Origin of the sequence: Streptomyces sp. NPDC056734 (assembly GCF_042790455.1) — a bacterium.
Taxonomy (GTDB): Bacteria; Actinomycetota; Actinomycetes; order Streptomycetales; family Streptomycetaceae; genus Streptomyces.
Map to the genome: position 1 here is coordinate 34,774 of NZ_JBHTZD010000005.1, position 26,301 is coordinate 61,074.

Below are 26,301 nucleotides of genomic sequence, written 5' to 3' on the forward strand. Positions count from 1 at the left end.
GTACCGGACAACACCTCACAACAACCCGTCCCACATCTGCTCCAGCAGCACCGACCACCAGCTCTCCGGCGAACCGAGCGCCGCCGGATCGAGCGCGGCCAACTGGGCCTGGAAATCGACGGTCCACCGCCCCGCCTGCTCCTGGTTCAGCCCGAACCGCAGCCGCCACATCCGCCCGAGCAGCGCCAGACACCGTACGAACTCCGGCAGCCCGGTGTTCACGAACTGTGGCGGCACCGCAGCCCCGCCCGGACCCGGCTCCACCGGCACGGCCACGATGTTCGCCGTGCCGTACTGCACACAGATCGCCTTGCCGAAGTCGCTGCCCATGACGAGATACGAACCGGCGTCCGCCGCCGGCCGCACCCCGCGCTCCTGCGCCAGCTCCGCCAGCGTCGGCACCGGCCGCCCCGGCTGGGCCTGCGCCCAGAAGAACGGGCCCATGTCCACCGGCAGTCCGGCCACCACCAGCGTGTGCGCCACGACCGGCGGCACCCCCTGCCGGGACACCGCGGCCTGCTCGAACCGGAACACCCCCGGCCCGAACGCCCCCGCCAGCTCCTGCGCCACCGCCTCCGGCGGGACCGGCGGCGCGGGCGGCACCGGCGGCAGCGGCGCCCGTACCGGCCCCGGGCGCGCGGGACCGTCGGCGACCTGGTGCAACTCACCCTGATGCGCCAGCAGTTGCCGCATCCCCTGCTGCCGGCTCGGGTGATCCGTGCCGTACGGGGCGATGCTCGTGATCCGCGCCTGCGGCCACTGCTCCCGGATCATCCGCGCGCAGTAGGCGCCCGGCAGCTCACAGGACTCCAGCTCGGTGTGGAGTTCGAGCACCTGGTCCGGCGGTACGTTCATCGCGCGCAGCTCGTGGAAGATCTGCCACTCCGGATGCGGAGTGCCCGGCGCGGAACGCCGGATCACCTGCTGCTCCGAACCGTCCTGCGCCCGGTACCGCAACACGGCCTGATAGCCGGGCCCGACCGTCGGCTGCCCCTGCTGCGGATATCCGTACGCGGGCGGCTGCCCCGGCATCTGCATCGGCGGCGGCATCGGCACCTGCTGCCCGGGCACCGGCTGGGGAGCCCCCGGCCGCACACCAGGAGCGCCGGGCGCCCCGGGCGCCTGCGGCGGCGGAGGAACGCCGGGACCGCGCACCGGGGGCCCGGACAGGACGGTCTCCTCGTAGTGCACGGCACCTTGCGAGGCACCCGGAGCGCCAGGGGCTCCCGGAGCAGCCGGACCCCCCGGCGGAACACTCGGCGGCGGCCACGCACCCGCCCCGGACGGCACACCAGGCACACCCGCCCCGTGGGACGGCACCATCTGCGTCGGCACATACCCACCGGACGACCCGCCGGACGACCCACCAGGCACCCCCGGCACCCCAGGAGGCGGCGGAGCACCCCCCGCACCCGGCCGGGCACCCGGCATCCCGGGCGCACCCGGGGGCGGCGGTGGAGGCGGCGGAGTCAGCCCCCGGCCGCCGCGCCGCGGCGGCGGCCCCGCCTTGCTGGTGGCGGCGTCGGCGATGTCACCGGCATGCGTCCCGGCCGGGGGCGCCCCCGGCGGCCGACCGTAGGAGGCACCGCCCGGCCCAGGAGTGCCCGGCGCGGGAGTACCCGAAGCGGGCGTCCCGGGAACACCCGGCCCCTGCGGACCGGACACCCCCTGCGGATAGCCATACGTGGGCGCGGGCGGCGGCGTACCACCCGGCGGAACCGCCCCTGGCGGAACAGCACTCGGCGAAGCCGCCCCCGGCGCGACAACACCCGGAGGCACCGCACCCGGAGGCACCACGCTCCCCCCGTCCGAGTCGTCGAGCGCCGGAGCCGAGACCGTCGGCGGCAGCTGGCTGCCGCCGGACATCAGCGCGGTCGCCGCCTCCGGCGCCACCGGAAGCGGCGTGTCCTCGTCGTCGGCACCGCTCAGCGGAGGCGCGAAAACGGTCACGGGCAGCGGTACGGAACGATCCTCGCCACCATCGGCGTTCGTGTCCGTCCCCGCCCAAGGGGTCGCCCCGGCGGGCGCACCCGGCACCCCGGACCCGACAGGCACCCCGGCCTGCGTCGGAGCCAACGCCCCACCCGGCGACCCACTCCCGGAAGAACCCCCCGCACCCCCGGAACCGGAACCGGAAGCCCGGGCACCGGCGCCGGAACCCGCACCGGCACCGGAATCGGCACCCCCACCCCCCGTCCGCCGATCCCCGATCCCCAGCTTGTCCGCCGCCTCCTGCAACCACTCCGGCGGAGTCAGCAGGAACGACGTCTGATTCAGATCCACCCGAACCGCACCCGGCGCCGCCGCCGGCACCGCGTCGGCGACGCCGCCGTACTCCTCCTCGTACCGGCGGATCACCTCACCCACCGGCAGCGACGGCCACAGCGTGGCCTCCCCGCTGTCACGGGCGATGACCAGCCGCTGGGCGCCACCGTCCGACCGCGGACCGTCCGGACGATCCTCCGCCCACACCACGAACCCGAGATCGAACTCCCGCACCCGCACCTCCCGGTGCTGGTACGAGGGCAGCTCCCCGTTGACCCACTCCTCGGCCCGCTCCTGCGCCTGCGCGAACGTCACCATCGCCAGCTCACTCCCCGCACCCGCACCCGCATCCGCACCGCGCTCACTCCCCGGCCCCGGAACCAGAACCGGCCCCACCGCTCACCGGCACCACCCGCGCGAACCCGCCGTCCACCATCAGATTCGCCACGGTCTCCAACTCCGGCGGCGAACCCGCCAGCCGCGCCAGAAACACATCGAAATCCTCGCCGCACGGCAGCAGCAGCCGCGCCACCCGATCCGCCGGCGGCACCGAGGGATCCACGTCCCGCGCGTCGTCGTACGCGCAGAACCACACCGAACCGATCCGGTCGCCCTTCACCTTCACCGCGAGCAGACCACCCTGCACGAACCCCACCCCCAGATAGTCCTTGGTCAGGTGATCACGCAGGCACTTGTTCACATACACCAGGTCATTGACCGCCGCCTCATCACGCACCGTGAAGAACGGCTGATCGACCAGCAGCCCCAACTCCGCGTCCAGCGCCGTCCCCACCGGCGCACACCCGCCCGCCGCCTTCAGGAACGACCGGTACGCGCCCGGCAGCCGGTACCCGAGATCCTCCTCGACCCCCAGCACCTGCTGCTCGGTCACCGCGACCCCCGACTTCGGCAGCCGGAAATGCGCGGGCCGCGTCTCCTGCAACGGCCGCGTCCCCCGCTTGCCCTGATCCACGGCCGCCGTCGCTATCCCGCCGTGATGCCGCAGCAACGCCTTCACCTCGACCGGCACCAGCTCCAGCCGCCGACTGCCCACCGCGTGATGCCAGGTCCAGCCGTGCGGCGTCGCCACCGGCGCCACCGTGGCCCACAGATCGTGCCCCGACGCCGACAGCGCCGCGTTCGCCGACACATAGTCCGTCAACCGCAGCTCGTCCACGCCGAAACCCTCCGGCGGCTCCGCGATCTCCGCCACCGCACGCGCGTACGGCGAGAAATCGGGGTAACCGTGCTCATCCACCCGTACCCCTCTGGGATGACGAGCGGCCCGGACCGGGTCCGGGAAATGCACGATCTGCCCGGCATAGGCCGCGTTCGGCGGCGCGGCCTGCCCCCCGGCCTGGCGGCTGGGCGGCGCCCCCAGCCCGAGCCGACCTGATGTCATGGCGGTTGCCCCCTGCGGCACTCTGGACGGACAGCGGTGACCCCCTTCGGCCCACCACACCCCGTATCCGACTGTCTCTCGCTGTCTGTCGCTGTCTGTCCGCGATCACCGGCCCGGCGACCGCGCCTGCCGACGATCACCGGCGTGCTGACCGCGCGCATCGCGTGCCGACAGCCTATGCGGAACGCGAACACCGGTCACCGGCACCGGCCGCGGCGCCCGTCACACCTCCCGCACACCCCCGCACACCCCAGCGCACCCCCGGCGCCCGCCACCGTCCCCACCCCGGCACCACACCCCGGCGCACCCCCACCCCACCGTGACCACCCGTCACGCCCCGGTGACAGCCAGCCCGACCTGGGCGTGTCGCACCGCCCCAGCTACCGCACCAGCCACGCCATTTGGCACCCTGGATCGGCCGGGGGGATGCACGGGAGGGGAAATACGATCATGAACGCCACGCAAACAGGAGCACACCAAGCCTCCTCAGGCGACCCACGCGTCGGCTGGAGCAGCACAGAAACCCCACACGCCCCGGCCCTGCGCCACCGCCGCGACGGCATACTCCCGACCATCGCCGCCGCACTCTCCGTACGCGGCGCCACCCTCACCGGCACCGCCGCCCGCGGCGACCAGCCACCCGCCCTGCACCCCCTCGTCCAGGACTTCCTCGACTCCCTGCCCAGCGCCCAACGGGACCGCTTCACCGGCCGCTGCGCCGAGACCATCCTCATCTCCCGGCACATCACCACCGCCGACGCCGCCCGCAGCAAACGCGCCGCCCGAAAACCCATGACCAACGGCGAAGCCCGCAAAGCCCTCAAACACGCCAAACTCACCGCCCGCCGCATCCGCGAGGACGGCGACCCCCTGCACGGCAACTTCGCCGACCCCTGCCGCGCCTGCACCGCCCTCAGCGCCCACTTCGGCGTCCGCGTCATCGACCCCACCGACCAGCACACCACCTGACCGGCACCGACCGGAACACCACCGGACCCAGCTCCGAAGACACCCCGGCCGACACCCCCGCCCCCGCCCCCCGCCCCCCGCCCCCCGACGAACAAGGGCAGATGCACACCGACCGCACCTCCACCACCCGCTTCGCCGTCCCCGTCGACGCCGCCCTGCGCACCGCGGGCTGGACACCCGGACGCTGGGACATCAAACAGGCCGAGATCTGGGCCGACACCCTGCGCGACCACACCTCACCCGCCGGTCACCGGCACGCCGTCTTCCCCGCCGCCGTCGAGGCATGGGCCGAATTCGGCGGCCTCCACATCCACCCCACCGGCCCCGGCCGCCGCATCGCCCCCGTCGACCTCCACATCGACCCCCTGCACGGCCTCCACCTCGCCCGCACCCTCGCCGACCTCGGCCGCGCCCTCGACACCGAGGTCAGCCCCCTCGGCACCGAACCCCACACCCGCTCCCTGCTCGCCATCGACACCGAAGGCCGCGTCTACGCCCTCGACCACACCGGCGACTGGTACCTCGGCCCCGACATCGACCGCGCCCTCACCACCCTGGTCACAGGCACCGAACCGGAACGCCTCACCACCGCCTGACCAGAACCAACGGCCCGACCAGGCAGACGCCGCCTCACACCGCCGGGACAGCCGCCGGAATCACCGCCGACACCCGAAAACCCCCCGCGTCCGTCGGCCCCGACACAAACACCCCACCCAGCCCGACGACCCGCTCCCGCATCCCCACCAGACCATTGCCCCCCGACGGCAACCGCACCAACGACACCGCGGGCATCTCCGGCGGCGGCTCGTTCTCCACCTGCATCGCGATCTCCGACACCCGATGCGCCAGCCGCACGTACGTCTTCGCCCCCGCCGCATGCTTGTGGACGTTGGTCAGCGCCTCCTGCACCACCCGGAACGCCGTCTGCTCGATCTCCCGCGCATACGCCCGCACATCCCCCTCCACCGACAGCGCCACCACCATCCCGGCCGCCGCCGACTGCCCGATCAGCTCATCCAGCTCCGACAGGTACGGCCCCTCGGCCACCCCCTCCCGAGCCGCCCGCGAGGCCGCCGCGGCAGCCGCCACCCCCACCGCCGCCAAAGGCACGGCCACACCCCCACCGACCACACGGGCCACACCCCCACCGGCCCGCGCCACACCCCCATCGCCACTGCGCAGCACCCCGAGCATCTCCCGCAACTCGGTCAGCGCCTGCCGCCCCATGTCCCCCACCAGCGCGGCATTCTTCACCGCCTTCTCGGGATCCTTGCGCGCCACCGCCTGAAGCGCCGCGGCATGCACCACCATCAGGCTCACCCGGTGCGCCACCACGTCATGCATCTCCCGCGCGATCCGCGTCCGCTCCTCGCCCCGCGCCCACTCGGCCCGCTCCTCGGCCCGCTCCGCCAGCAGCTGCAACTCCCGCTCCAGGCTGTCCGCCCGCTCCCGCAGGCTCTCCATCAGCCGCCGCCGCGCACCCGAATACAGCCCCAGCAGCACCGGCGGCAACGTCAGCCCCACCGCCGTGGCGATCGACGCGAACGGCACGAACCAGTCACCCAGGTCCATCGCCCCACTGTTCGCGTCCTGCCGCACCCGCACGAACGTCACGATCGCCGTCCCCACCAGCGTCATGCCCGCCAGCGACCCGATGATCCGGCGCGGCAGCTCGGAGGCGGCCAGCGTGTACAGCCCGACCAGGCCCATCAGAAAGCCCATCTGGGCGGGCGTGATCGCGATCGACACCAGCACCACCGCGATCGGCCACCGCCGCCGCAGCAACAGCACCGACCCCGCCACCACACCGAACAGCACCCCGGCGGCCGGCGGAATCCCGGCATCACGCGCGAACGGAATCCCTTCCAGACCGCACTCCATCGCGGAGACAAAGGCGAGCGTCCCGTCGAACACCGCACTGCGCCGCCGCGTCCACCACCACATCCCGGCCGGCCCGGCCGGGGCCGCGGCGTGGATTTCCCCCGTCGTGGTCATGCCCTCCAGCCTACGGGCGCCGACGCCCCGTTTTCCGGCGAGTTTTCCCGACCACCTCACACCACACTCCGTAGCCGAACCACCACGAAATCCGGGCGGGAAGGGTGACGGGAATGGTGAATGGCCCCTCCGGGGCCAAGGCGCCCTCGGGTAAGGTCTGAGGCAGCGATCCGCCGTAGTGTAATTGGCAGCACGGCACCCTTTGGAGGTGTTCGGTCTAGGTTCGAGTCCTAGCGGCGGAGCTGCTTGAGCGGGCCCTGACCACGGCGTCAGGGCCCGCTCTCATGTCCCCCTCCGACCACCCCGGTATCCTGCGGATGTCCACACCCTCTCCACAGCCGAAGGGCATCCCGTGAGCGCCATTCGCCCGGCAGCCGTCGTCGTCCTCGCAGCGGGTGAGGGCACCCGTATGAAGTCGGCCACACCCAAGGTCATGCATGAGATCTGCGGTCGCAGTCTGGTCGGCCATGTGCTGGCCGCGGCCGGTGAGTTGGGGCCGGAGCAGCTGGTCGTGGTGGTGGGCCATGCGCGGGAGCAGGTGGCCGCGCATCTCGGCGAGATCGCGCCCGGGGTCCGTACGGCGGTGCAGGCGGAGCAGAACGGGACCGGGCACGCGGTGCGGATGGGTCTGGAGGCGCTGGGCGGGGTCGTGGGCGGGACGGTGGTCGTGGTGTGCGGGGACACGCCGCTGCTGACCGGCGCGACGCTGGGCGCGCTGGCGCGGACGCACGCGCAGGACGGCAACGCGGTGACCGTGCTGACGGCCGAGGTGCCGGACGCGACGGGGTACGGGCGGATCGTGCGGGAGGCGGCGTCGGGGGCGGTGACGGCGATCGTCGAGCACAAGGACGCGTCGGAGTCGCAGCGGGCGATCCGGGAGATCAATTCGGGGGTGTTCGCCTTCGACGGGCGGCTGCTGGCGGACGCGCTGGGGAAGGTCCGTACGGACAACAGTCAGGGTGAGGAGTACCTGACGGATGTGCTGGGGATTCTGCGGGAGGCCGGGCACCGGGTGGGGGCGTCGGTGGCGGCGGATCACCGGGAGATCGCGGGGATCAACAACCGGGTGCAGCTGGCGCAGGCGCGGCGGATCCTGAACGACCGGCTGCTGACCGAGGCGATGCTGGCGGGGGTGTCGGTGGTCGATCCGGCGTCCACGTGGGTCGATGTGACGGTGACGTTCGAGCAGGACGTGGTGGTGCATCCGAACACGCTGCTGTACGGGTCGACGCATCTGGGCGCGGGTGCCGAGGTGGGGCCGAACAGCCGGCTGAGGGACACCCGGGTGGGGGCGGGTGCGCGGCTGGATCACACGGTGTCGGACGGCGCGGAGGTCGGGGAGGCGGCGAGTGTGGGGCCGTTCGCGTATCTGCGGCCGGGGACGCGGCTGGGGACGCGGGCGAAGGTCGGGACGTATGTGGAGACGAAGAACGCGTCGGTGGGTGAGGGGACGAAGATTCCTCATCTGTCGTATGTGGGGGATGCGACGATCGGTGATCATACGAACATCGGTGCGGCGAGTGTGTTCGTGAATTACGACGGGCAGCACAAGCACCCGACGACGATCGGGTCTCATTGCCGTACGGGTGCGGACAATATGTTTGTGGCGCCTGTCACGGTGGGGGATGGGGCGTACACCGCTGCGGGGTCGGTGATCACGAAGGAAGTGCCGCCGGGTTCGCTGGCCGTGGCCCGTGGTCAGCAGCGGAATATCGAGGGCTGGGTGGCTCGTAAGCGTCCGGGGAGTGCGTCGGCGAAGGCGGCCGAGGCGGCCTCTGGCGAGGTGGCCGGGGAAGGCTGACCGGAATTCGATGGTTCGAACACGGCGTACGGTGATAAGTGCCCACCCGCACCCCTACCAGCTGAGACGACGTCTCATGTCCAGCCGAGACGTTGTGTCGACTTCCAGCTGTGACACTTCTGAGGAGACTGTGCTGTGACCGGGATCAAGACGACCGGCGAGAAGAAGTTGATGTTCTTCTCCGGCCGCGCCCACCCCGAGCTTGCCGAGGAGATCGCCCAGCAGTTGGGTGTCGGGGTCGTCCCTACGAAGGCGTTCGATTTCGCGAATGGCGAGATCTATGTGCGGTATCAGGAGTCGGCCCGCGGTGCGGACTGTTTTCTGATCCAGAGCCACACGGCGCCGATCAATAAGTGGATCATGGAGCAGTTGATCATGATCGATGCGCTGAAGCGCGCGTCGGCCCGCTCCATCACGGTGATCGTGCCGTTCTACGGTTATGCGCGTCAGGACAAGAAGCACCGGGGCCGTGAGCCGATCTCGGCGCGGCTGATCGCCGACATGATGAAGACGGCGGGGGCGCACCGGATCCTGACCGTGGATCTGCACACGGACCAGATCCAGGGCTTCTTCGACGGTCCGGTGGATCATCTGTTCGCGCTGCCGCTGCTGGCGGACTACGTGGGCACGAAGGTGGATCGCAGCAAGCTGACGGTGGTGTCGCCGGATGCCGGGCGGGTGCGGGTCGCGGACCGCTGGTGTGACCGGTTGGGGGCGCCGCTGGCGATCGTCCACAAGCGCCGGGACAAGGATGTGGCGAATCAGGTGACCGTCCACGAGGTCGTGGGTGAGGTCAATGGCCGGGTCTGTGTGCTGGTGGACGACATGATCGACACGGGTGGGACGATCTGCGCGGCCGCGGACGCGTTGTTCGCGCATGGCGCGGAGGATGTGATCGTGACGGCGACGCACGGGGTGCTGTCGGGTCCGGCCGGGGACCGGCTGAAGAATTCGAGGGTGAGTGAGTTCGTGTTCACGAATTCGCTGCCGACTCCGGGTGAGCTGGCGCTGGACAAGATCACGGTGTTGTCGATCGCGCCGACGATCGCGCGTGCGGTGCGTGAGGTGTTCGAGGATGGTTCGGTGACGAGTCTGTTCGACGAGCAGTGAGCGGCCTGTCCGGGTGGTGCTCGCTCGGGCGGTGCTCGCTCGGGCGGTTGTGACTGATCCGGGCGGTTGTGACTGATCGATTTTTCCGCGGCCTCTCTTGCCGAGTACTCTGGTGCAGTTGCTCGGCGAGGGAGGCCGTTCCGCTTCTGGTGAGGCGGTGGGCTGTCCGTTATCGACGCGCTCTTCGTAGCAGGCCGTTCGTGGCCGGGTGACCGTGTCCGTTCCTACCTGTTCGAGGAGTGATCGTCATGTCCGAGGTGAAGCTGGCCGCCGAGGCGCGCAATGAGTTCGGCAAGGGTGCCGCGCGCCGTATCCGCCGTGACAGCAAGGTTCCGGTGGTGCTGTACGGGCACGGTGTGGACCCCGTGCACCTGACGCTGCCGGGTCATGAGCTGCTGCTGGCCCTGCGTACGCCGAACGTGCTGATCGCGCTGGACATCGACGGCGGCAAGCGCAGTGAGCTGGCGATCCCGAAGTCGGTGCAGCGTGACCCGATCAGGGGTTACCTGGAGCACGTGGACCTGCTGCTGGTCAAGCGGGGCGAGAAGGTCACGGTCGAGATCCCGGTGCAGGCCGAGGGTGAGCTGGCGGCGGGTGGCAATCTGCTGGAGCACGTGCTGAACACGCTGTCGGTCGAGACCGAGGCGACGCACATCCCGGAGGCCGTGACGGTGTCGGTGGAGGGTCTGGAGGCGGGCGCGTCGGTGCTGGCGAAGGACATCGCGCTGCCGGCCGGTACGACGCTGGCGATCGACGGTGACACGGTCGTTCTCCAGGTGCTGTCCGCGCAGGCCGAGGAGGCCCCGGAGGGCGAGAACGGCGAGGCGGTCGCCGAGGTCTGATCGGCCTGGCTCGTGTGAGCGGTACCTTTCCAGCCGTTGCTCCCGTTCGGGGGCAGCGGCTGGTCCCGTATGCCCGGAGGCCGGTGGGCCCGGTACGAAGGAGTGATGGACGTGACGAGCGACGCGGGTGCGCCCTGGCTGGTCGTGGGGCTGGGGAATCCCGGGCCCGAGTACGCGATGAACCGGCACAACGTGGGGTTCATGGTGGTGGAGCTGCTCGCGGGGCGGACCGGGGGGAAGTTCAAGCGGGCGGGCCGGGCGCAGGCGCAGGTGGTGGAGGGGCGGATCGGGTCGCCGGGGCCGGGGAGCCGGCGGGTGGTGCTGGTGAAGCCGATGTCGTTCATGAATCTGTCGGGTGGGCCGGTGAACGCGCTGCGGGAGTTCTACAAGGTGCCGTTGGAGCGGGTGGTGGCGGTGCATGACGAGCTGGACATCGATTACGGGACGCTGCGGCTGAAGCTGGGCGGTGGGGACAACGGGCACAACGGGCTGAAGTCGATGACGAGGGCGATGGGTCCGGAGTATCACCGGGTGCGGTTCGGGATCGGCCGGCCGCCGGGGCGGATGCAGGTCGCCGATTTTGTGCTGAAGGACTTTTCGTCGGTGGAGCGCAAGGAGCTGGACTACTGCGTGGACCGGGCGGCGGACGCGGTGGAGTGCCTGGTGGCGGAGGGGCTGGAGCGGGCGCAGGGTGCGTACAACTCGTGAGGTGTCCCCCGGCTGAGTTGACCGGGTGTGTGGTCATGGCCAAGGATCGCGGCCATGCCTTCTGCCGTCGTCTCCAGTCAGGGTGCGGGCGCCGCGCTGCGGTTCGGGCGGTTCGCGGCGATGGGGGTGGTGGCCGCGCTGATTCTGATCGCCGGGGTGTGGGCGTCGTGGGGGTCGGCGCAGTACGTGATGCTCACCAAGGGGCGGGAGCGGGGCACGGTCGAGGTCGCGCGGTGTGCGGACGGGGTGTGCACGGGGGCGTACGCGCCGGTGTCGGCGGGGTCGCGGGCGCGGGAGAGCGTCGTACTCGATGACACGGTGGCGGTGGTCGAGGGGGAGACGTACGCCGTGGTGATGAAGCCGGGTGGGGCCGAGGCGGTGCGGTCGGGGCCGGGTGGGGTGTTGTACGCGTGGGTGCCGTTGGGGGGCGCGCTGGTGCTGGCGTCGGTGGTGGTGGCCGGTGGGCTGCTGCGTACGCGGGTGGCGTGGGTGATGGCTGGGGCCGGTGCGGGGTTGCTGACGGCGGCGTTTCTCGCCGTCTGACCGCGCCGGCCCCGGTTCCGTAGGGGTCAGCCGGTGTTGCGCAGGCCCGCCGCGACTCCGTTGACGGTGAGGAGCAGGGCGCGGCCGAGGACGGGGTCGGCTTCGGTGCCCGCGGTCACGGCGTCGCGCTGGCGCTTGAGGAGGGCGACCTGGAGGTAGGAGATCGGGTCGAGGTAGGCGTCGCGGATGGTGAAGGTCTGCTTGAGGACGGGCTGGGCGTCCAGCAGGTCGTTCTCGCCGGTGATCTTGAGGATTTCGGCGACGGTGTGTTCGTGTTCGGTGCGGATGGTGGCGAAGACGTGCTTGAGGTGGTCGGGGACGAGGGTGTCGACGTAGTGGCCGGCGATCCGCAGGTCGGTCTTGGCGAGGGTCATCTCGACGTTGGAGATGAAGTTGCGGAAGAAGTGCCACTGTCCGTACATCTCGGCCAGGACGGTGTCGAGGCCCGCGTCGCGCAGGGCTTTGAGGCCGGAGCCGACGCCGAACCAGCCGGGGACGATCTGGCGGGACTGGGTCCAGCCGAACACCCAGGGGATGGCACGCAGTCCGTCCAGGCCCGCGCCGGAGTCGGGGCGCCGGGAGGGCCGGGAGCCCAGGTGCAGGTCGGCTAGCTGGTCGACGGGTGTGGAGGCGAAGAAGTAGGCGGGCAGGTCGGGGTCGTCGACGAGGCGCCGGTAGGTGGCCTCGGCGGCGTCGCTGACCAGGTCCATCGCGGCGTCCCAGCGGGCCAGGGCTTCGACGGACTGGCGGGGGGCGGTGTGCAGGGCGGATGCCTGGAGGGTGGCGGCGACGGTGAGTTCCAGGTTCTCCCTGGCGAGGGAGGGGATGAGGTACTTGTCGGAGATGACCTCGCCCTGTTCGGTGACCTTGATCTCGCCTTCGAGGGTGCCCCAGGGCTGGGCGAGGATGGCGTCATGGGTGGGGCCGCCGCCGCGGCCGACGGTGCCGCCGCGGCCGTGGAAGAGGCGCAGGCGTACGCCGTAGCGGTGGGCGACGTCGCGCAGCCGGCGCTGGGCGCGGTGGATCTCCCACTGGCTGGTGGTGATGCCGCCGAACTTGGAGGAGTCGGAGTAGCCGAGCATGACCTCCTGGACGTCGCCGCGCAGGGCGACGAGGCGTCGGTAGGAGGGGTCGGAGAGCATGTCCTCCAGGATGGAGTCGGCGGCCTTCAGTTCGTCGGTGGTCTCCAGCAGCGGGACGATGCCGATCTTGGCCCAGCCGGCGTGCAGGTCGATGAGGCCGGCCTCGCGGGCGAGGACGGCGGCGGCGAAGACGTCGTCGGCGCCCTGGCACATGGAGATGATGTACGACTCGACGACCTCGGGTCCGAAGACTTCGAGGGCGCGCTTGACGGTCTGGAACACGCCGAGCGTCTTGGCGCCTGCTTCGTCGACCGGGGCGGGGCTGGGGCCCAGCGGGCGGCGTGAGCGCAGTTCCTTGGCCAGCAGCTTGGTGCGGTAGTCGCGGGGCATGTCGGTGTAGCGCCAGGATTCCTCGCCGAGGCGGTCGAAGAGCTGGCCGAGGGCGTGGTGGTGGGCGTCGGCGTGTTCGCGGACGTCCATGGTGGCGAGCTGGAGGCCGAAGGCGGCCAGGGTGCGCAGGGTGCGGTTCATCCGGCCGTCGGCGATGAGGGCGCCGCGGTGTTCCCTGAGGGAGGTCTGGATCAGGGTGAGGTCGTGCAGCAGCTCGGTGGTGCCGAGGTAGTCGCGGCCACTCTCGTGGGGGATGCCCTGGGCGAGGCGGCGCTTGGTGTTGACGAGCTTCTGGCGGATGCAGGTGGCCTTGAGGCGGTAGGGCTCTTCGGCGTTGAGGCGCTTGTAGCGGGGGCTGATCTCCGGCAGTCGCTCCAGGTCGGCCTGGAGGGAGGTGAGGAGGTCCTCGGTGGCGCCGGTGTAGCGGATGGAGTTGGAGAGGAAGCCGCGCAGTTCGTCGATGGTCTCCAGGGCGTCGTTGATGCCGTGTTCGTGCTGGAGGATCAGGACGTCCCAGGTGACCTGGGGGGTGACGTTGGGGTTGCCGTCGCGGTCGCCGCCGATCCAGGTGCCGAAGGTGAGGGGGCGGACGTCGTGGGGCAGGTCGACGCCGACGCGTTCGAGTTCGGCGGTGAGGTCTTCGAGGACGTCGCCTACTGCATTCGCGTGGAGTTCGTCGAGGTAATAGATGGCGTTGCGGGCCTCGTCGGCGGGCTCGGGGCGGACGACGCGCAGTTCGTCGGTCTGCCAGACGAGGTCGATGTTCTCGGCGAGCCGGGTGTCGTGGCGGCGGCGGTCGGATTCGATGACGGGGGTGTCGAGGAGGGCCGCGATCCGGCGGAGCTTGTTGAGGACGGAGCGGCGGGCGGCCTCGGTGGGGTGGGCGGTGAAGACGGGGCGGACGCTGAGGTGGCGGACGGTCTGGCGCAGGTGCTCGGGGTCGGCGTCCTTGAGCCGGTCGGCCGTACGGGCGAGAAGTCCGCCCTCCGCGGCGCGCTTGGCGCGCAGTTCCCGGCCGCGGTGCACCTGTTCGGTGACATTGGCCAGGTGGAAGTAGGTGGAGAAGGCGCGGACGAGCTTGGCGGCGGTCTCCAGTTCGGTTCCGCGCAGCAGTTCGGCGGCGGCCTCGCCGTCCTCGCGGGTGAGGCGGCGTACCTTCTCGACGAGTTCCAGCAGCTCGGGGCCTTCCTGGCGGACGAGGGTCTCGCCGAGGAGGTCGCCGAGGCGGCGGATGTCGGCGCGCAGTTCGCTGCTGGTGGTCGTGGTCTGGTCGTCGGCACTGCTCACAGGTGCGGCTCCTTGCAGTGGGGAGGCTCGGCTGATGAGTTCGGGGCTCGGTTCGGGGAAGGGCCGGGCCGTGGCGCGGGAGGACCGCATGACGGGCCGGGCTTCCGGGGAAGAATTCAGAGCGGACCGCGCTGTCCGACCGGCTTCAAGGATAGGTGTCGGGCGGGACGCGCCCTCTGTCGGGCTCTTGCCGCCGGGCGACGCGCTGCCATACTTACGACGCCGTAGGTTACGGAAGCGTAGGGAAGGCTCTGAGGAGCTGTTTCCCCGCTTCCGGTATTCCGGTACTTGTCCAATCCTCGACCCCCCAGGGGACGTCCCATGACCACGAGCTCCGATGTGATCGACGAGGCCACCACGCCGGCCGGGCAGGCGGGCGGGGAGCAGCCGTCCGCCACGCTGGGCGGCGACCGCAAGGGTTCACTTGAGCAGCTCGCCCTGCTGCTGTTCATCGTCGTCCCGTTCCTCGCGCTGGTGGCGGCGGTGCCGCTGGTGTGGGGCCGGGGGGTGAGCTGGCTGGATCTGGGGCTGCTGGTCTTCTTCTACTACCTCGGCTGCCACGGCATCACGATCGGTTTCCACCGGCACTTCACGCACAGCGCGTTCAAGGCCAACCGGCCGCTGAAGATCGCGCTGGCCATCGCGGGGTCGATGGCGGTGGAGGGTCCGCTGGTCCGCTGGGTGGCGGATCACCGCAAGCATCATCAGTTCTCGGACGCGGAGGGTGATCCGCATTCGCCGTGGCGGTACGGGGAGAGTGTGCCGGCGCTGATGAAGGGCCTGTGGTGGGCCCACATCGGATGGATGTTCGATGAGGAGCGTACGCCGCAGGAGAAGTACGCGCCGGATCTGATCAAGGACCGGACGCTGCGGGCGATCTCCCGCCAGTTCATCGTGTGGACGGCCCTGTCGCTGGCGCTGCCGGCGCTGATCGGCGGGCTGGTGACGATGTCCTGGTGGGGTGCGTTCACCGGCTTCTTCTGGGGCTCTCTGGTCCGGGTCGCCCTGCTGCACCACGTCACCTGGTCGATCAACTCGATCTGTCACGCGGTGGGCAAGCGGCCGTTCCGGTCGCGGGACCGGTCGGGCAATGTGTGGTGGCTGGCGGTGCTGTCGTGCGGGGAGTCCTGGCACAACCTGCATCACGCGGATCCGACGTCGGCGCGGCACGGTGTGGAGCGCGGGCAGCTGGATTCGTCGGCCCGGCTGATCCGCTGGTTCGAGCGGGCGGGATGGGCGTACGACGTGCGCTGGCCGTCACGCTCACGTATCGATTCACGGCGTAACGACGGCCGGGACGGCTCCGGGCACCGGAAGGGGACCGCCGAGGCGGCATGATTGACGCCGTGGCGACCGACTCCAGCACTCCCAGCAATGACAAGCCGCGGCGCGTCCGCCGCACCCGCATGACCGGTGCGGAGCGCCGCCAGCAGTTGCTGGAGATCGGTCGCACGCTGTTCGCGGCGAAGGGTTTCGAGGGCACATCGGTGGAGGAGATCGCGGCGAAGGCCGGGGTGTCCAAGCCGGTGGTGTACGAGCACTTCGGTGGCAAGGAGGGCCTGTACGCGGTGGTCGTGGACCGCGAGATGCGCCGTCTGCTGGAGGGGGTGACCGGCTCCCTGACCGCCGGACACCCGCGTGAGCTGCTGGAACAGGCGGCGTTCGCGCTGCTGGACTACATCGAGGAGTACACGGACGGTTTCCGCATCCTGGTCCGTGACTCCCCCATCCCCCAGTCGACCGGCTCCTTCGCCTCCCTGATCTCCGATATCGCGACGCAGGTCGAGGACATCCTCGGCAAGGAGTTCAAGAGCCGCGGCTTCGACCCCAAACTCGCCCCGCTGTACGCGCAGGCCCTGGTCGGCATGGTCGCGCTGACCGGCCAGTGGTGGCTGGAGGTCCGCAAGCCGAAGAAGGCGGAGGTGGCGGCCCATCTGGTCAATCTGGCCTGGCACGGGCTGGACGGCCTGGAGCCGAGACCTCGGCTGATGGGGCACCGGAAGAACTGAACCGGGCCGGGCGGGGCGGGGCGGGTTCGCTGCCGGGCCGGGGGCCATGACGACGCCCTGGCCGTGGCCGAGTACCGGCGCCGCAAGGCTGAAGGCACCCTCGGGGCGGGCGTCCCCCACGAGGAGGTCGGACGCCTGCTGGGGCTGGACCGGTGAGCAGCGGCTCAGGTGTCCTCGTCCCGCCGGAGGCCGCCCGTCGCAGCCTGAGCCCTCCCATGGAGAACTCTCACCCCGGCACCGACGCCACCGCGAAGATCCTGCGGAACGGGAACGGGGTGCCGTGCGGTGTCGCCGGGTACGCCTCGCGCAGGCGGGAACCGTACGCGGTGAGGAACGCCTCGCGGGCCTCGTCGTCGTCGGCCAGCTCCGTCAGGATCGGGCGCAGGCCCGTGCCCTTCACCCAGTCCAGGACGGGGTCCTCGCCCTGGAGGAGATGGAGGTACGTCGTCTCCCACACGTCGGCCGCGCAGCCGAGGCCGGCCAGGGCGGCCAGGTAGGCGGCCGGGGTGCGGACCGCGCTGTCGTGGCGCAGGGCGGCGGTGAGGCGGGGGTCGGGGGCGGCCAGCTCGCGCATCAGACGGTGGCTGGGGGCGTCGAAGTTGCCGGGCACCTGGAAGGCGAAGGTGCCGCCGGGGGCGAGCGCGGCGATCCAGTCGGAGAAGCGGTCCAGGTGGCCGGGGACCCATTGCAGCGTGGCGTTGCTGATGATCAGGTCGTGGGTCTCGTCCGGCGTCCAGGTGCGGGCGTCGGCCACCGCGAAGTCGAGGCTGCCGCCGCCCGGCGTGGGCCCGGCGTGCCGGTGCGCGTCGGCGAGCATCTGCGGGGAGTTGTCGTAGCCGGTGATGTGCGCGCCGGGCCAGCGGGCGGCCAGCGCGGTGGTGACGGTGCCGGGGCCGCAGCCGAGGTCGGCGATCCGGGGCCGCTGGGCGGGCAGGTCCGGGACACGGGCGAGCAGATCGGCGAAGGGCCGGGCGCGGTGCCCGGCGTGCCGCAGGTACTGGGCGGGGTCCCACACGGGGGCGGTCATGTCGGCCCTCCTTGGTCGTCGGCGGGTGGTGACGCTGTGCGTACGGGGGGGGCTGATTCCCGTACGAGGAGCGGTTCCCGTACGAGAGATCCAGTTCCCGTACGAAGTCCGGGTCCCATAAGGGACGTCTTCCACCTTGCCCCCGGAAGTATCTTGACGTCAAGAGACTTCATGTCGACACAACCACTACACTGATCGTCATGGAGGACGAGGTCGATCGGCTGGTCGCAGCGTGGCGCCGGGAGCGCCCGGACCTCGACGTGGAGCCGCTGGAAGTACTCAGCCGGGTGAGCAGGCTCGCCCGGCATCTGGACCGGGCGCGGCGGCTGGCCTTCGCCGAGCACAGCCTGGAGCCGTGGGAGTTCGATGTGCTCACGGCGCTGCGCCGCGCGGGCACCCCGTATCAGCTCTCCCCGGGGCAGTTGCTCACCCAGACGCTGGTCACGTCCGGCACGATGACCAACCGGATCGACCGGCTCGCCAAGAAGGGGCTGGTCGAGCGGCTGCCGGACCCGAGCGACCGGCGGGGCGTGCTGGTGCGGCTCACCGAAGAGGGCCAGGACCGCGCCGATCAGGCGCTGGCCGGGCTGCTGGAGCAGGAGCGGGCGATCCTCGCCGAGCTGTCGCGCGCCCAGCGCGGGGAACTCGCGGCGCTGCTACGCCAGCTGACCGCCCCGTTCGACAACATCCCCGGTTAGGTCGGCCGGCCCCACCCCGGCCCGGCGGGCCAGCGCCACGGCGGCGAGCGTGGAGTGCACGCCGAGCTTGCCCAGGACGTTCTGCATATGGGTGCGGACCGTGTGCGGGGAGAGGAACAGTCGTTCGGCGACGGCCTTGCGGCCCAGGCCGGCGACCATGCAGCGCAGCACCTCCCGCTCGCGCGGGGTGAGCGACTCCACCAGCCGCTCGCTCTCGGTGCGGTGCTTGCGCGCGGCCGTCAGCTCCCGCAGCACCCCGGTCAGCAGGGCCGGCGGCAGATGCGTCTCGTCCCGCAGCACACCCCGTATCACCGTGAGCAGCCGGGACAGCGAGCAGTCCTTGGCGACCCAGCCGGACGCCCCGGCCTGGAGCGCGAGCGCCGCCCGCCGCGGGTCGTCCTTCTCGGCGAGGACGACGATCCGGACGCCGGGCTGGGTCGCGCGGACGCCCACGACCAGCGAGATCCCGTCGACCAGGCCGTCCTCACCGACCTCCTGCACCGGCACCGCCGGACGCACGCCGGGCACGCCGGTGCCGAGGTCGGCGTCCACGAGCAGCACGTCGTAACGGCGGCCCTCGGCCGCCGCGCGCTCCAGGCTGCGCAGGGCCGCCGGGCCGCTGCCGGCCGCGGACACATCGACATCGGGCTCGGCGGCGAGCGCCGCCGCGAGCGACTCGGCGAAGATTCGGTGGTCGTCGACGACCAGGACACGGATACGAACCACTGACAACCCCCACTGGTCCGGAGTACGACGCCTACGCGGGTACGACGCCCCAGGAGATGTCAGAGCCGCGTGGCCGCCGCCATGCAGAGACTGCTACCCCCCGATCGGGCGTCGTACCCGACTTCGGTCTCGCCCCCTGATCCGCGCCGGCCCCCACCGGCGCTGTTTCCTCAGGGTACGGGCGGTGGCGGGCGGCGGAAGCGTATTTGCAGAACTGGCCGTCCGCCGCGCCTATCGTGTGCCGCATGTTTCGTCTTGTTGCGGAAGTCGACGCGTCCCGGCGTGATCAGTTGCGGTCCCGGCTGCGGGCCGGGAACACGGCCGCGTCGCGCGAGCTGCGCGCGCTGCGGGGTACCCCGCACGAGAACGAGGTCCCTCTGGAGGTGTGGGCGCTGGACCGGGCGGGGGCGCTGGCGGGCGGGCTGATCGGTTACACGTGGGGGGGCTGGCTGCATGTCACCCATCTGTGGGTGGACGAGCGGGTGCGGGGCGGTGGGGTGGGGGGTGGGCTGCTCGCCGAGGCGGAGCGGGTCGCGGGGGTGCGGGGGTGCGGGGCGGCGCGGTTGGAGACGTGGGACTTTCAGGCGCCGGGGTTCTATCGGAAGCAGGGGTACGACGTGGTGTGTGTGATCCCCGACTATCCGGCGGGGATCACGGAGTACACGTTGACTAAGCGGTTGGGGTGACGTGGGGGTTTGACGGCGGGGGTGGGGGGTTCTGTTGTGGGCGGGTGCGGGTGGGTTGTGGCTGGTCGCGCCCACGCGGCGGAGCCGCATATCAATACAGCCCCGCGCCCCTAAAAAAGGCGGGCGTTCGGGCCAGCGCCTCACGCGATGCTCCCGGCGCCCCTGGAGACCCTAAAGACGACGGGCGTTGACCTTCCCCTCGTTTCTTGCTCCCGCTGAGGGGATTGCCTCGAAGGTTCTTGGTGGGGTGTAGCCGGCCGTTGTGAACGCTGTTTCCACGGACTTGGTGATGGGGGGCACGTCGGTCGCCTCGGCCAGGATGATCGCGGAGCCGCCGAAGCCGCCGCCGGTCATCCGGGCGCCGAGGGCGCCGGCCGCGAGGGCGGAGTCGACGACCGTGTCCAGTTCCGGGCAGGAGATGCGGAAGTCGTCGCGCAGGGAGGCGTGACCCTCGGTGAGGACCGGGCCGATCTCGCGGGTACGGCCCGCCTCCAGCAGCGCCACGACCCGCTCCACGCGCCGGTCCTCGGTGACGACGTGTCTGACAAGACGGCGTACCTCGTCCGCGTCGTCCGCGTCGTCCGCGTCGCCCTCGTCGCCGAGGCGGGCGAGGGCGGCGTCCAGGCCGTCGTAGGGGATGTCCCGCAGGGCGTCGACGCCCAGCAGGGCCGCGCCCTTCTCGCAGCCCGCGCGGCGCCTGCCGTACTCGCCGTCGCTGTGGGCGTGTTTGACGCGGGTGTCGACGACCAGCAGGCGCAGGCCCTCGGCGGCGAGGTCGAAGGGGATCTGCCGGACGGACAGATCGCGGGTGTCGAGGAACAGGGCGTGTCCGGCCTCGCAGCAGGCGGACGCGGTCTGGTCCATGATGCCGGTGGGGGCGCCGACGTAGACGTTCTCGGCGCGCTGGCACAGGCGGGCCAGTCGCCAGCGCGGGATGTCCAGGCCGTACAGGTCGCTCAGGGCCAGCGCGACGACGACCTCCAGGGCCGCCGACGAGGACAGGCCCGCGCCGGTGGGGACCGTCGAGGCGAGATGGATGTCGGCGCCGGTCACCGGGTGCCCGGCCTCGCGCAGCGCCCAGACGACGCCCGCGGGGTACGCCGTCCAGTCCCGGTCGGTGCCGGGGGCGAGGGCATCGAGGTCCAGGTCGATGACGCCGGTGTCCGGGATGTCCGCCGAGTGCAGGCGCAGTCGGCCGTCGGTGCGGCGGGAGACGGCAGCGCGGGTGGTGTGCGGCAGCGCGAAGGGCATCACGAAGCCGTCGTTGTAGTCGGTGTGTTCGCCGATGAGGTTGACGCGGCCGGGGGCGGCCCAGACGCCATCCGGGTCGGCGCCGTACAGGGCGCGGAAGTCGTCGGCGATGTTCTCTGCGGACACTCAGCGCTCCTCGGCGGTGATTTCTGCGGATGTCCGGTGCTCCCGCGCGGCTGCCGCGGGCAGCTGGCGTTCCGCCGCGATCCGCTGGGCGAACTGCCAGGCGTCCTCGACGATGCCGGTGAGGTCGGGGCGGGTGGGGGTCCAGCCCAGGCGCTCGTGGGCGGTGTCGGCGGAGGCGACCAGGACGGCGGGGTCGCCGGCCCGGCGCGGGGCCGTCACCTCGGGGATCGGGTGGCCGGTGACCTGGCGGACGGTCCGGACGACCTCGCGGACGGAGAAGCCGTTGCCGTTGCCGAGGTTGCAGATGAGGTGCTCGCCGGGGCGGGCGGCGGTGAGGGCGAGGAGATGGGCGTCGGCGAGGTCGGCGACATGGATGTAGTCGCGGACGCAGGTGCCGTCCGGGGTCGGGTAGTCGTCGCCGTAGACGGAGATGGCGTCGCGGCGGCCCTGGGCGACCTGGAGGACGAGGGGGATGAGGTGCGACTCGGGGTCGTGGCGTTCGCCGTAGGTGCCGTAGGCGCCCGCGACGTTGAAGTAGCGCAGGGAGACCGCGGCCAGGCCGTGGGCGGTGGCCTCGCCGGTGATCATGTGGTCGACGGCGAGTTTGGAGGCGCCGTAGGGGTTGGTGGGGCGGGTGGGGGCGGACTCGGGGATGGGGGTCCGCTCGGGCTCGCCGTAGGTGGCGGCGGTGGAGGAGAAGACGAGGGTGCGCACGCCCGCCTCGCGCATCGCGGTGAGCAGGGCCATGGTGCCGCCGACGTTGTTGTCCCAGTACTTCTCGGGTTTGATGACGGACTCGCCGACCTGGGAGAACGCGGCGAAGTGCAGCACGGCGGCGTAGGAGCCGTCCAGCCATTTGGCGGCGTCGCGGATGTCGCCCTCGATGAAGGCGGCGCCCGCGGGGACGCCCTCGCGGAAGCCGGTGGAGAGGTTGTCGAGGACGGTCACCTCGTGGCCGGCCTCCAGCAGATGCTGGGCGACCACGCTCCCGACGTACCCCGCCCCGCCCGTCACCAGGTACTTCAGGTGCTTCATGAACTCGCTACCTCTCGCAGTCGCTCGGCCGCGCGCTCCGGCGGCACGTCGTTGATGAACACGCTCATACCGGATTCGGAGCCCGCGAGGTACTTCAGCTTGCCGGACGTGCGGCGGACGGTGAAAAGTTCCAGGTGCAGCGCGAAGTCGTCACGGCTGACGCCCTCGAAGTCCGCCAGCTGCCCGAAGGGGGCCTGGTGCCAGGCCGCGATGTACGGCGTCGGGGGCTCGCCGGGTCCGAAGATCCGGTCGAAGCGTTTCAAGAGTTCCAGATAGATGTGGGGGAACTCTGTGCGGGCGGCCTCGTCGAGGGCGGGCAGGTCGGGGACCCTGCGGCGGGGGTACAGGTGGACCTCGTACGGCCAGTGCGCGGCGTACGGGACGAAGGCGGCCCAGTGTTCACCCGTGAGGACTACCCGTTCATCGGCGAGTTCACGGTCCAGGACGGCGTCGAAGAGGTTCTCGCCGCTGCCGGCCTCTCGGTGCGCGGCGAGGCGGCGGAGCGTGGACGCGGTGCGGGGGGTGATGAAGGGGTAGCCGTAGATCTGGCCGTGCGGGTGCTGGAGGGTGACGCCGATCTCGGGGCCGCGGTTCTCGAAGCAGAACACCTGCTGGACGGCGGGCAGCCGGGACAGCTCGGTGGTGCGGTCGGTCCACGCGTCGAGGACGAGCCGGGCCTGCTTCTCGCTCAGTTCGGCGAAGGAAGTGTCGTGGTCGGAGGTGAAGCAGACCACCTCGCAGCGGCCGGAGTCGCCGGCGAGGGAGGGGAAGCGGTTCTCGAAGACGGCCACGTCGTAGGAGGAGTCCGGGATCTCGCTGAGCCGGTCGCCGCGGGTCGGGCAGAGCGGGCACTGGTCGGCGGGCGGGTGGTACGTACGGCTCTGGCGGTGCGAGGCGATGGCCACGGTGTCGCCGAGCAGCGGGTCGTGGCGGATGCCGGAGGAGGTGACGGTCGGTTCCAGCGGGCGGCGGTCGGTCGCGTCGCGCGGGGTGGCGTCGCTCAGGTCGTAGTAGACCAGCTCACGGCCGTCGGCCAGCCGGGTCGAGGTCTTGTTCACGTAGGGACTCCCCTGCTTCTGCTTCTTCGCCACCACCCCAGCACATCAACAGAAGTCAACATACCAAAACACAACCCACCAGATTCCATGACGCTGACGGACGCCGGGATCGCGAAGGCCCAGGGGGCGGCCTCACTCTCCGGACTCCGGAGGGGAGTGAGGCCGCCGACCTGGGCCTGAGGTTGCGGGGTCGGGGTTCGCGGCGTGGCGGGCTGTCCCGGGGGGGGGATCAGGCCAGCTTGTCGGCCTGGGCGGTGACGAGGTCGGCGGGGAAGGGGAAGTCCTCGCCGGACTCCAGGGCGCCCAGGTTGACCAGCGAGAGGTGAGCGAGAGTCGCGCCGTCACGGAACACGACGACCTTGTACGGCGCGTCGACACCCTCGACCGGGGTGAGCACGGTGAACGCCACCGCCTCCTCGCCACCCTCGGGTGCGGTGTCCTCGGTGACCTTGCTCGCGGCGTATTCCTCACCGGCGAGGGTCCACTCGAACCCGTCCGCACACGCGGTGACGGCGTCACCGAGGGACTTCAGCGCCTCGGCGGCGGCGTCGGCGCTCGGGTAGGAGGCGAGGGTGGCCATGCCGGTGTTCATGTTCGTCAGGTCCGCTTCGAGGCCCTCACCGCCGCTTTCGCCTCCGGTGACCCGGCGATAGGTGGCTGCGTCGGCCTCCCCCACGGTCGTCCCGGCCACCGCCCGCCCGACCGGCAGGCACGGGTCGCCGCTCACCTCCACGGCCTCCGCGGCCGTGATGTCCGACTCGGGTGCCTCGACGACCTCGTACCCGGTCAGGTCCGTCTTCGTGAGGGACGCCGTGTCCAACTCGGCGGCGGTCAGCGGCTTCACGTCGCTCACGGCGGAGGCGGACGCGGACGCGTCTCCGGCCCCCTCACTGCCGGTGTCGGTGTCGCCACCGCAGGCGGTGAGGAGGGCGAGGGAGAGGAGGGCGGTGACGGCCGGGGCGGCGGTACGGAGACGGGGGTGGCGTATGCCGGATCTGTTCACGTTGTGCTTGGTTCGCTTTCTCTGTTTGTTCAGACGACTGACACATCATCAGCCGTTTCTGTTCATTAGGCCAACTTGGCGAGTTGGGCATTGATGACGGCCGCGGGTATGGAGAATCCCTCGGCGGCGCCACCGTCCGGCGCGGCGCTGAGGTAGGCGACGATGTTCCCCTTCCGGAGGACTATCGCCTTCACGGGCGTCTCCACCTCGCCCTCCTCAACCACCGCACCCAGCCCGACGGCCTGATCCGCGCCTTCGGGGGCGATCTCCGGGGCGGCCTTCTCGAACTTCCGCTCCACACCGTCCACGGTCGCGGTGAAGCCGGCCGCGCACTCGTCGGCGGATACGGCGAGGTCGTCCATCACGGACTCGGCCTGCCCGTCGGCATACTCAGCGAGCGCGATCGTCACCGCCGAGCCCTCACCGACGGCCTCCCGGACCTCCGTGGACGCCGCCTCCCCCACCACGACGCCGGACAGGGCCCGGGCCAGGGGCGCACAGGCATCCTGCGCGACCTGTACCTCGCGCAGGCCGTCGGCGTGGGAGACGGCGAATCCGTCCACCTCGCGGGAGGCCAGCGACAGTTCCCCCAGGTCTCCGGCCTGCGCGGTGGCACTCCCTTGCGGGGCGGCTTGAGCAGCTCGCCACCGCCACCTCCGCTCACTCCAGTGCAACCCGCCAGCACCACGCCCAGGGTCACCACCAACCCGAGCCGTCCCCAACGCCTCATGCGTCGTGATTCCCTTCGCCACCAAGACCCGGGCCTCCGAACGCCGCGTCGCACGTGAGCTTCCCGTCGAAACGTCTCGGTGGGGGCTCATAAGCATTGCGTCGTTCAGTGCGACAAACGCTTCCTAAGAACCACTAGCCTCTCTCGGCTAATGACTCGATCAGCATTCCTCAGTTGCGCAATCTCATCGACCCCGCCCAGGGGATACGAGGAGATCGCACGTTTCTGGCATTCGGCTTCTTGAGCAAAGAAGGTAGCAATAGGAACGTTCTGATCGAGCTGCCCCATCGCGGTAAGGCAGACATGCGCACACTTCCGTGCGAGTTCAGCGTCCCCACTGGAGTGATATAGCGCCGCATATCGCAGCCCAAGCACCGCATAGAAAGAATACATCTCTCCTACATCGATGATTTCCCCATCAGAGGACTCGGCAATCTCCGGGAACTCTGACAGAGAATCCACGTAGCCTTGGAATTTCTGTTTCGGTGATTCAAAATTCCAGAGGTCTTCGAGCAGGAGGATCGCCGTGTCGATATCACTGCCGCGCTTTTGGTCATCACTGTGCAGAGCCGTGAATACCTGCGCCATTCGCTCCGCACATCCCGCAACGAAGACACCGACCTGAGCATGCGAATGATCCCGGAGAGCCGTCACGACGACCTCATCGACTACCACTCAAAGCTCCTCTGGCGAGTTTTAGTAACACCGCTACCCGGGTAAACCTGGCCCATCATCCTACCGCCTGTCCCACGGATCAGTGAAGCACAGACCCCTAGGCATACATTCCGTGACGCGCCTCCCTCGATTAACGTCCGGCCCATTTCATTGATAAACAGCAGGGCATTCTACTCTGCATGGGTTCCCGGAATATTGTCGGCGGCAATCTCACCCTGGCGGATGGCCGACATTTGCGCCGGCGTCATACCATCAGCGTTGCTGTGAACACTCGATAAGCCCCCCCCGATAAGACTTCTTCTCATTCATTCAGAAATATCTCGATGGCCCGAATCACCGATGCCGGGGTCGACTCGTCGTGCGGATCATCCATTCCGAGCATTGGTAGATCCAGTACCACACTTGCCGAGTCTCCGAATTCATCCCTCACTGCCCTCAGAGACTGGAGCACTGCATAGTAGGCAGGGCTGATCTGCTCGAAATCTTCCCTGATGGAGAATTCTCCATCCCGTTTGACGATCGGACGAAACGGCGGGACGGCAATCCATTCCGGCAAGCCGTCACCTCTCGAATTAGACAATACCTGCACTGCCTCTCTATTCGGCCTGCCACCATAGCGGTCGAATGCCCAAACTCCAGACATCACAAGCACGTCAGCCCGAATTGATCGGCTACTTTCATTGACGAACTCTATCGCCATCGATTCAGGCAGTAGCCTCGACCAGAGATCCACGGTCGACTGTTGGAGAGACGTCACGTAGATTTTCATCGATTCGCCTAGGGGATCAGCATGGCGGGAGGGATCCGAACTCGGCTGATGGCACTCATGGAATCCTCCCAGAGAGCGAAGGCGTCGATTCCGCCACCCTCATCCGCGAGATGC

The 26,301-nt window shown here is 70.4% G+C and carries 23 protein-coding genes, 1 tRNA gene and 2 pseudogenes; 13 read left to right on the top strand and 13 right to left on the bottom strand.

Translation table 11 applies throughout. The features are described from left to right. Nucleotides 1-15: 15 nt before the first annotated feature. Both ACFRFC_RS08610 and ACFRFC_RS08615 read right to left on the bottom strand, forming a co-directional pair. Nucleotides 16-2,583: an SUKH-4 family immunity protein gene (locus ACFRFC_RS08610; RefSeq protein ID WP_382689634.1), complete on the bottom strand. Its 2,568-nt coding sequence runs from the start codon at nt 2,581-2,583 to the stop codon at nt 16-18. 43 nt (nt 2,584-2,626) lie between these two features. Next, the gene (locus tag ACFRFC_RS08615; RefSeq protein ID WP_382689636.1) at nt 2,627-3,667 is read right to left on the bottom strand and encodes an SMI1/KNR4 family protein; all 1,041 of its coding nucleotides are present in this window, start codon (nt 3,665-3,667) and stop codon (nt 2,627-2,629) included. A gap of 450 nt (nt 3,668-4,117) precedes the next feature. On the opposite strand from ACFRFC_RS08615, the gene ACFRFC_RS08620 reads away from it, so the two are divergent. Both ACFRFC_RS08620 and ACFRFC_RS08625 read left to right on the top strand, forming a co-directional pair. Next, entirely contained in the window at nt 4,118-4,636 is a 519-nt protein-coding gene (locus ACFRFC_RS08620) for a YwqJ-related putative deaminase (protein ID WP_382689638.1), read from the top strand. Between the two features lie 101 nt (nt 4,637-4,737). Then, nucleotides 4,738-5,232 (top strand): SUKH-3 domain-containing protein, encoded by a 495-nt coding sequence (locus ACFRFC_RS08625; protein ID WP_382689640.1) that lies wholly within the window; start codon nt 4,738-4,740, stop codon nt 5,230-5,232. 34 nt (nt 5,233-5,266) lie between these two features. Here the strand turns inward: ACFRFC_RS08625 and ACFRFC_RS08630 are convergent, their stop codons facing one another. Further along, a complete protein-coding gene (locus ACFRFC_RS08630; RefSeq protein WP_382689642.1) occupies nt 5,267-6,631 on the bottom strand; it encodes a sensor histidine kinase in 1,365 nt (454 codons plus the stop codon). Nucleotides 6,632-6,800: 169 nt separating this feature from the next. Here ACFRFC_RS08630 and ACFRFC_RS08635 point away from each other — a divergent pair. The 6 genes from ACFRFC_RS08635 to ACFRFC_RS08660 all read left to right on the top strand — a co-directional run bounded on the left by ACFRFC_RS08635 (nt 6,801) and on the right by ACFRFC_RS08660 (nt 11,635). After that, a tRNA-Gln gene (locus ACFRFC_RS08635) sits at nt 6,801-6,873 on the top strand. Between the two features lie 110 nt (nt 6,874-6,983). Further along, on the top strand, nt 6,984-8,432 hold the full coding sequence (gene glmU / locus ACFRFC_RS08640; protein ID WP_382689644.1) for a bifunctional UDP-N-acetylglucosamine diphosphorylase/glucosamine-1-phosphate N-acetyltransferase GlmU: 1,449 nt from the start codon (nt 6,984-6,986) through the stop codon (nt 8,430-8,432). Between the two features lie 135 nt (nt 8,433-8,567). Next, complete coding sequence (locus tag ACFRFC_RS08645; RefSeq protein ID WP_382689646.1) at nt 8,568-9,542, top strand: ribose-phosphate diphosphokinase; 975 nt, start codon at nt 8,568-8,570, stop codon at nt 9,540-9,542. A gap of 248 nt (nt 9,543-9,790) precedes the next feature. After that, a complete protein-coding gene (locus ACFRFC_RS08650) occupies nt 9,791-10,384 on the top strand; it encodes a 50S ribosomal protein L25/general stress protein Ctc (protein WP_382689648.1) in 594 nt (197 codons plus the stop codon). A gap of 105 nt (nt 10,385-10,489) precedes the next feature. Then, nucleotides 10,490-11,092 carry an aminoacyl-tRNA hydrolase gene (gene pth, locus ACFRFC_RS08655; RefSeq protein ID WP_382689650.1) on the top strand — a complete coding sequence of 201 codons (603 nt, stop codon included), beginning with the start codon at nt 10,490-10,492 and terminating at the stop codon, nt 11,090-11,092. A 54-nt stretch (nt 11,093-11,146) separates the two neighbouring features. After that, nucleotides 11,147-11,635: a hypothetical protein gene (locus ACFRFC_RS08660; RefSeq protein ID WP_382689652.1), complete on the top strand. Its 489-nt coding sequence runs from the start codon at nt 11,147-11,149 to the stop codon at nt 11,633-11,635. Between the two features lie 26 nt (nt 11,636-11,661). Here ACFRFC_RS08660 and ppc read toward each other — a convergent pair whose 3' ends face one another. Beyond that, nucleotides 11,662-14,394, bottom strand: a complete 2,733-nt coding sequence (ppc, locus tag ACFRFC_RS08665) for a phosphoenolpyruvate carboxylase (protein ID WP_382689654.1) — start codon at nt 14,392-14,394, stop codon at nt 11,662-11,664. 321 nt (nt 14,395-14,715) lie between these two features. On the opposite strand from ppc, the gene ACFRFC_RS08670 reads away from it, so the two are divergent. The 3 genes and pseudogenes from ACFRFC_RS08670 to ACFRFC_RS08680 form a co-directional block, all read left to right on the top strand. Further along, nucleotides 14,716-15,732, top strand: a complete 1,017-nt coding sequence (locus ACFRFC_RS08670; RefSeq protein ID WP_382689656.1) for an acyl-CoA desaturase — start codon at nt 14,716-14,718, stop codon at nt 15,730-15,732. Then, nucleotides 15,729-16,403 (top strand): TetR family transcriptional regulator, encoded by a 675-nt coding sequence (locus ACFRFC_RS08675; protein ID WP_382689658.1) that lies wholly within the window; start codon nt 15,729-15,731, stop codon nt 16,401-16,403. The genes ACFRFC_RS08670 and ACFRFC_RS08675 overlap by 4 nt, the downstream gene beginning before the upstream one ends. 48 nt (nt 16,404-16,451) lie before the next feature. Continuing rightward, nucleotides 16,452-16,559: pseudogene (locus tag ACFRFC_RS08680) on the top strand (type II toxin-antitoxin system prevent-host-death family antitoxin); the annotation flags it as partial. A 70-nt stretch (nt 16,560-16,629) separates the two neighbouring features. Here the strand turns inward: ACFRFC_RS08680 and ACFRFC_RS08685 are convergent. Further along, nucleotides 16,630-17,430: a trans-aconitate 2-methyltransferase gene (locus ACFRFC_RS08685; protein WP_382689660.1), complete on the bottom strand. Its 801-nt coding sequence runs from the start codon at nt 17,428-17,430 to the stop codon at nt 16,630-16,632. Between the two features lie 200 nt (nt 17,431-17,630). On the opposite strand from ACFRFC_RS08685, the gene tamR reads away from it, so the two are divergent. Then, on the top strand, nt 17,631-18,128 hold the full coding sequence (gene tamR / locus ACFRFC_RS08690) for a MarR family transcriptional regulator TamR (protein ID WP_382689662.1): 498 nt from the start codon (nt 17,631-17,633) through the stop codon (nt 18,126-18,128). On the opposite strand, the gene ACFRFC_RS08695 is transcribed toward tamR, so the two are convergent. Then, nucleotides 18,087-18,854: a LuxR C-terminal-related transcriptional regulator gene (locus ACFRFC_RS08695; protein ID WP_382689664.1), complete on the bottom strand. Its 768-nt coding sequence runs from the start codon at nt 18,852-18,854 to the stop codon at nt 18,087-18,089. The genes tamR and ACFRFC_RS08695 overlap by 42 nt on opposite strands. A gap of 245 nt (nt 18,855-19,099) precedes the next feature. Between ACFRFC_RS08695 and ACFRFC_RS08700 the strand changes: the two genes are divergently transcribed. Continuing rightward, nucleotides 19,100-19,540: a GNAT family N-acetyltransferase gene (locus ACFRFC_RS08700; protein WP_382689666.1), complete on the top strand. Its 441-nt coding sequence runs from the start codon at nt 19,100-19,102 to the stop codon at nt 19,538-19,540. Nucleotides 19,541-19,711: 171 nt separating this feature from the next. On the opposite strand, the gene galK is transcribed toward ACFRFC_RS08700, so the two are convergent. The 7 genes and pseudogenes from galK to ACFRFC_RS08735 form a co-directional block, all read right to left on the bottom strand. Continuing rightward, nucleotides 19,712-20,917: a galactokinase gene (galK, locus tag ACFRFC_RS08705; protein ID WP_382689668.1), complete on the bottom strand. Its 1,206-nt coding sequence runs from the start codon at nt 20,915-20,917 to the stop codon at nt 19,712-19,714. 69 nt (nt 20,918-20,986) lie between these two features. After that, nucleotides 20,987-21,952 (bottom strand): annotated as a pseudogene (galE, locus tag ACFRFC_RS08710) (UDP-glucose 4-epimerase GalE); the annotation flags it as partial. Beyond that, entirely contained in the window at nt 21,949-23,010 is a 1,062-nt protein-coding gene (gene galT, locus ACFRFC_RS08715; RefSeq protein ID WP_382689670.1) for a galactose-1-phosphate uridylyltransferase, read from the bottom strand. The pseudogene galE and the gene galT, both read right to left, overlap by 4 nt. 229 nt (nt 23,011-23,239) lie before the next feature. Next, the gene (locus tag ACFRFC_RS08720; protein WP_382689672.1) at nt 23,240-24,013 is read right to left on the bottom strand and encodes a hypothetical protein; all 774 of its coding nucleotides are present in this window, start codon (nt 24,011-24,013) and stop codon (nt 23,240-23,242) included. A gap of 65 nt (nt 24,014-24,078) precedes the next feature. Continuing rightward, a complete protein-coding gene (locus tag ACFRFC_RS08725) occupies nt 24,079-24,687 on the bottom strand; it encodes a hypothetical protein (RefSeq protein WP_382689674.1) in 609 nt (202 codons plus the stop codon). 161 nt (nt 24,688-24,848) lie between these two features. After that, nucleotides 24,849-25,418 carry a hypothetical protein gene (locus ACFRFC_RS08730; protein WP_382689676.1) on the bottom strand — a complete coding sequence of 190 codons (570 nt, stop codon included), beginning with the start codon at nt 25,416-25,418 and terminating at the stop codon, nt 24,849-24,851. Between the two features lie 301 nt (nt 25,419-25,719). Further along, complete coding sequence (locus ACFRFC_RS08735) at nt 25,720-26,187, bottom strand: hypothetical protein (RefSeq protein WP_382689678.1); 468 nt, start codon at nt 26,185-26,187, stop codon at nt 25,720-25,722. Nucleotides 26,188-26,301 lie beyond the last annotated feature (114 nt).

What these genes read in the sequence shown, in the direction of transcription:
- ACFRFC_RS08675 (WP_382689658.1), top strand. Translation starts at nt 15,729, where the DNA reads ATGATTGACGCCGTGGCGACCGACTCCAGCACTCCCAGCAATGACAAG.
- tamR (WP_382689662.1), top strand. Translation starts at nt 17,631, where the DNA reads ATGGAGGACGAGGTCGATCGGCTGGTCGCAGCGTGGCGCCGGGAGCGC.
- ACFRFC_RS08650 (WP_382689648.1), top strand. Translation starts at nt 9,791, where the DNA reads ATGTCCGAGGTGAAGCTGGCCGCCGAGGCGCGCAATGAGTTCGGCAAG.
- ACFRFC_RS08630 (WP_382689642.1), bottom strand. Translation starts at nt 6,631, where the DNA reads ATGACCACGACGGGGGAAATCCACGCCGCGGCCCCGGCCGGGCCGGCC.
- ACFRFC_RS08735 (WP_382689678.1), bottom strand. Translation starts at nt 26,187, where the DNA reads ATGAAAATCTACGTGACGTCTCTCCAACAGTCGACCGTGGATCTCTGG.
- ACFRFC_RS08610 (WP_382689634.1), bottom strand. Translation starts at nt 2,583, where the DNA reads ATGGTGACGTTCGCGCAGGCGCAGGAGCGGGCCGAGGAGTGGGTCAAC.
- ACFRFC_RS08685 (WP_382689660.1), bottom strand. Translation starts at nt 17,430, where the DNA reads ATGACCGCCCCCGTGTGGGACCCCGCCCAGTACCTGCGGCACGCCGGG.
- ACFRFC_RS08615 (WP_382689636.1), bottom strand. Translation starts at nt 3,667, where the DNA reads ATGACATCAGGTCGGCTCGGGCTGGGGGCGCCGCCCAGCCGCCAGGCC.
- ACFRFC_RS08620 (WP_382689638.1), top strand. Translation starts at nt 4,118, where the DNA reads ATGAACGCCACGCAAACAGGAGCACACCAAGCCTCCTCAGGCGACCCA.
- ACFRFC_RS08625 (WP_382689640.1), top strand. Translation starts at nt 4,738, where the DNA reads ATGCACACCGACCGCACCTCCACCACCCGCTTCGCCGTCCCCGTCGAC.
- ACFRFC_RS08700 (WP_382689666.1), top strand. Translation starts at nt 19,100, where the DNA reads ATGTTTCGTCTTGTTGCGGAAGTCGACGCGTCCCGGCGTGATCAGTTG.
- ACFRFC_RS08670 (WP_382689656.1), top strand. Translation starts at nt 14,716, where the DNA reads ATGACCACGAGCTCCGATGTGATCGACGAGGCCACCACGCCGGCCGGG.
- pth (WP_382689650.1), top strand. Translation starts at nt 10,490, where the DNA reads ATGGACGTGACGAGCGACGCGGGTGCGCCCTGGCTGGTCGTGGGGCTG.
- ACFRFC_RS08660 (WP_382689652.1), top strand. Translation starts at nt 11,147, where the DNA reads ATGCCTTCTGCCGTCGTCTCCAGTCAGGGTGCGGGCGCCGCGCTGCGG.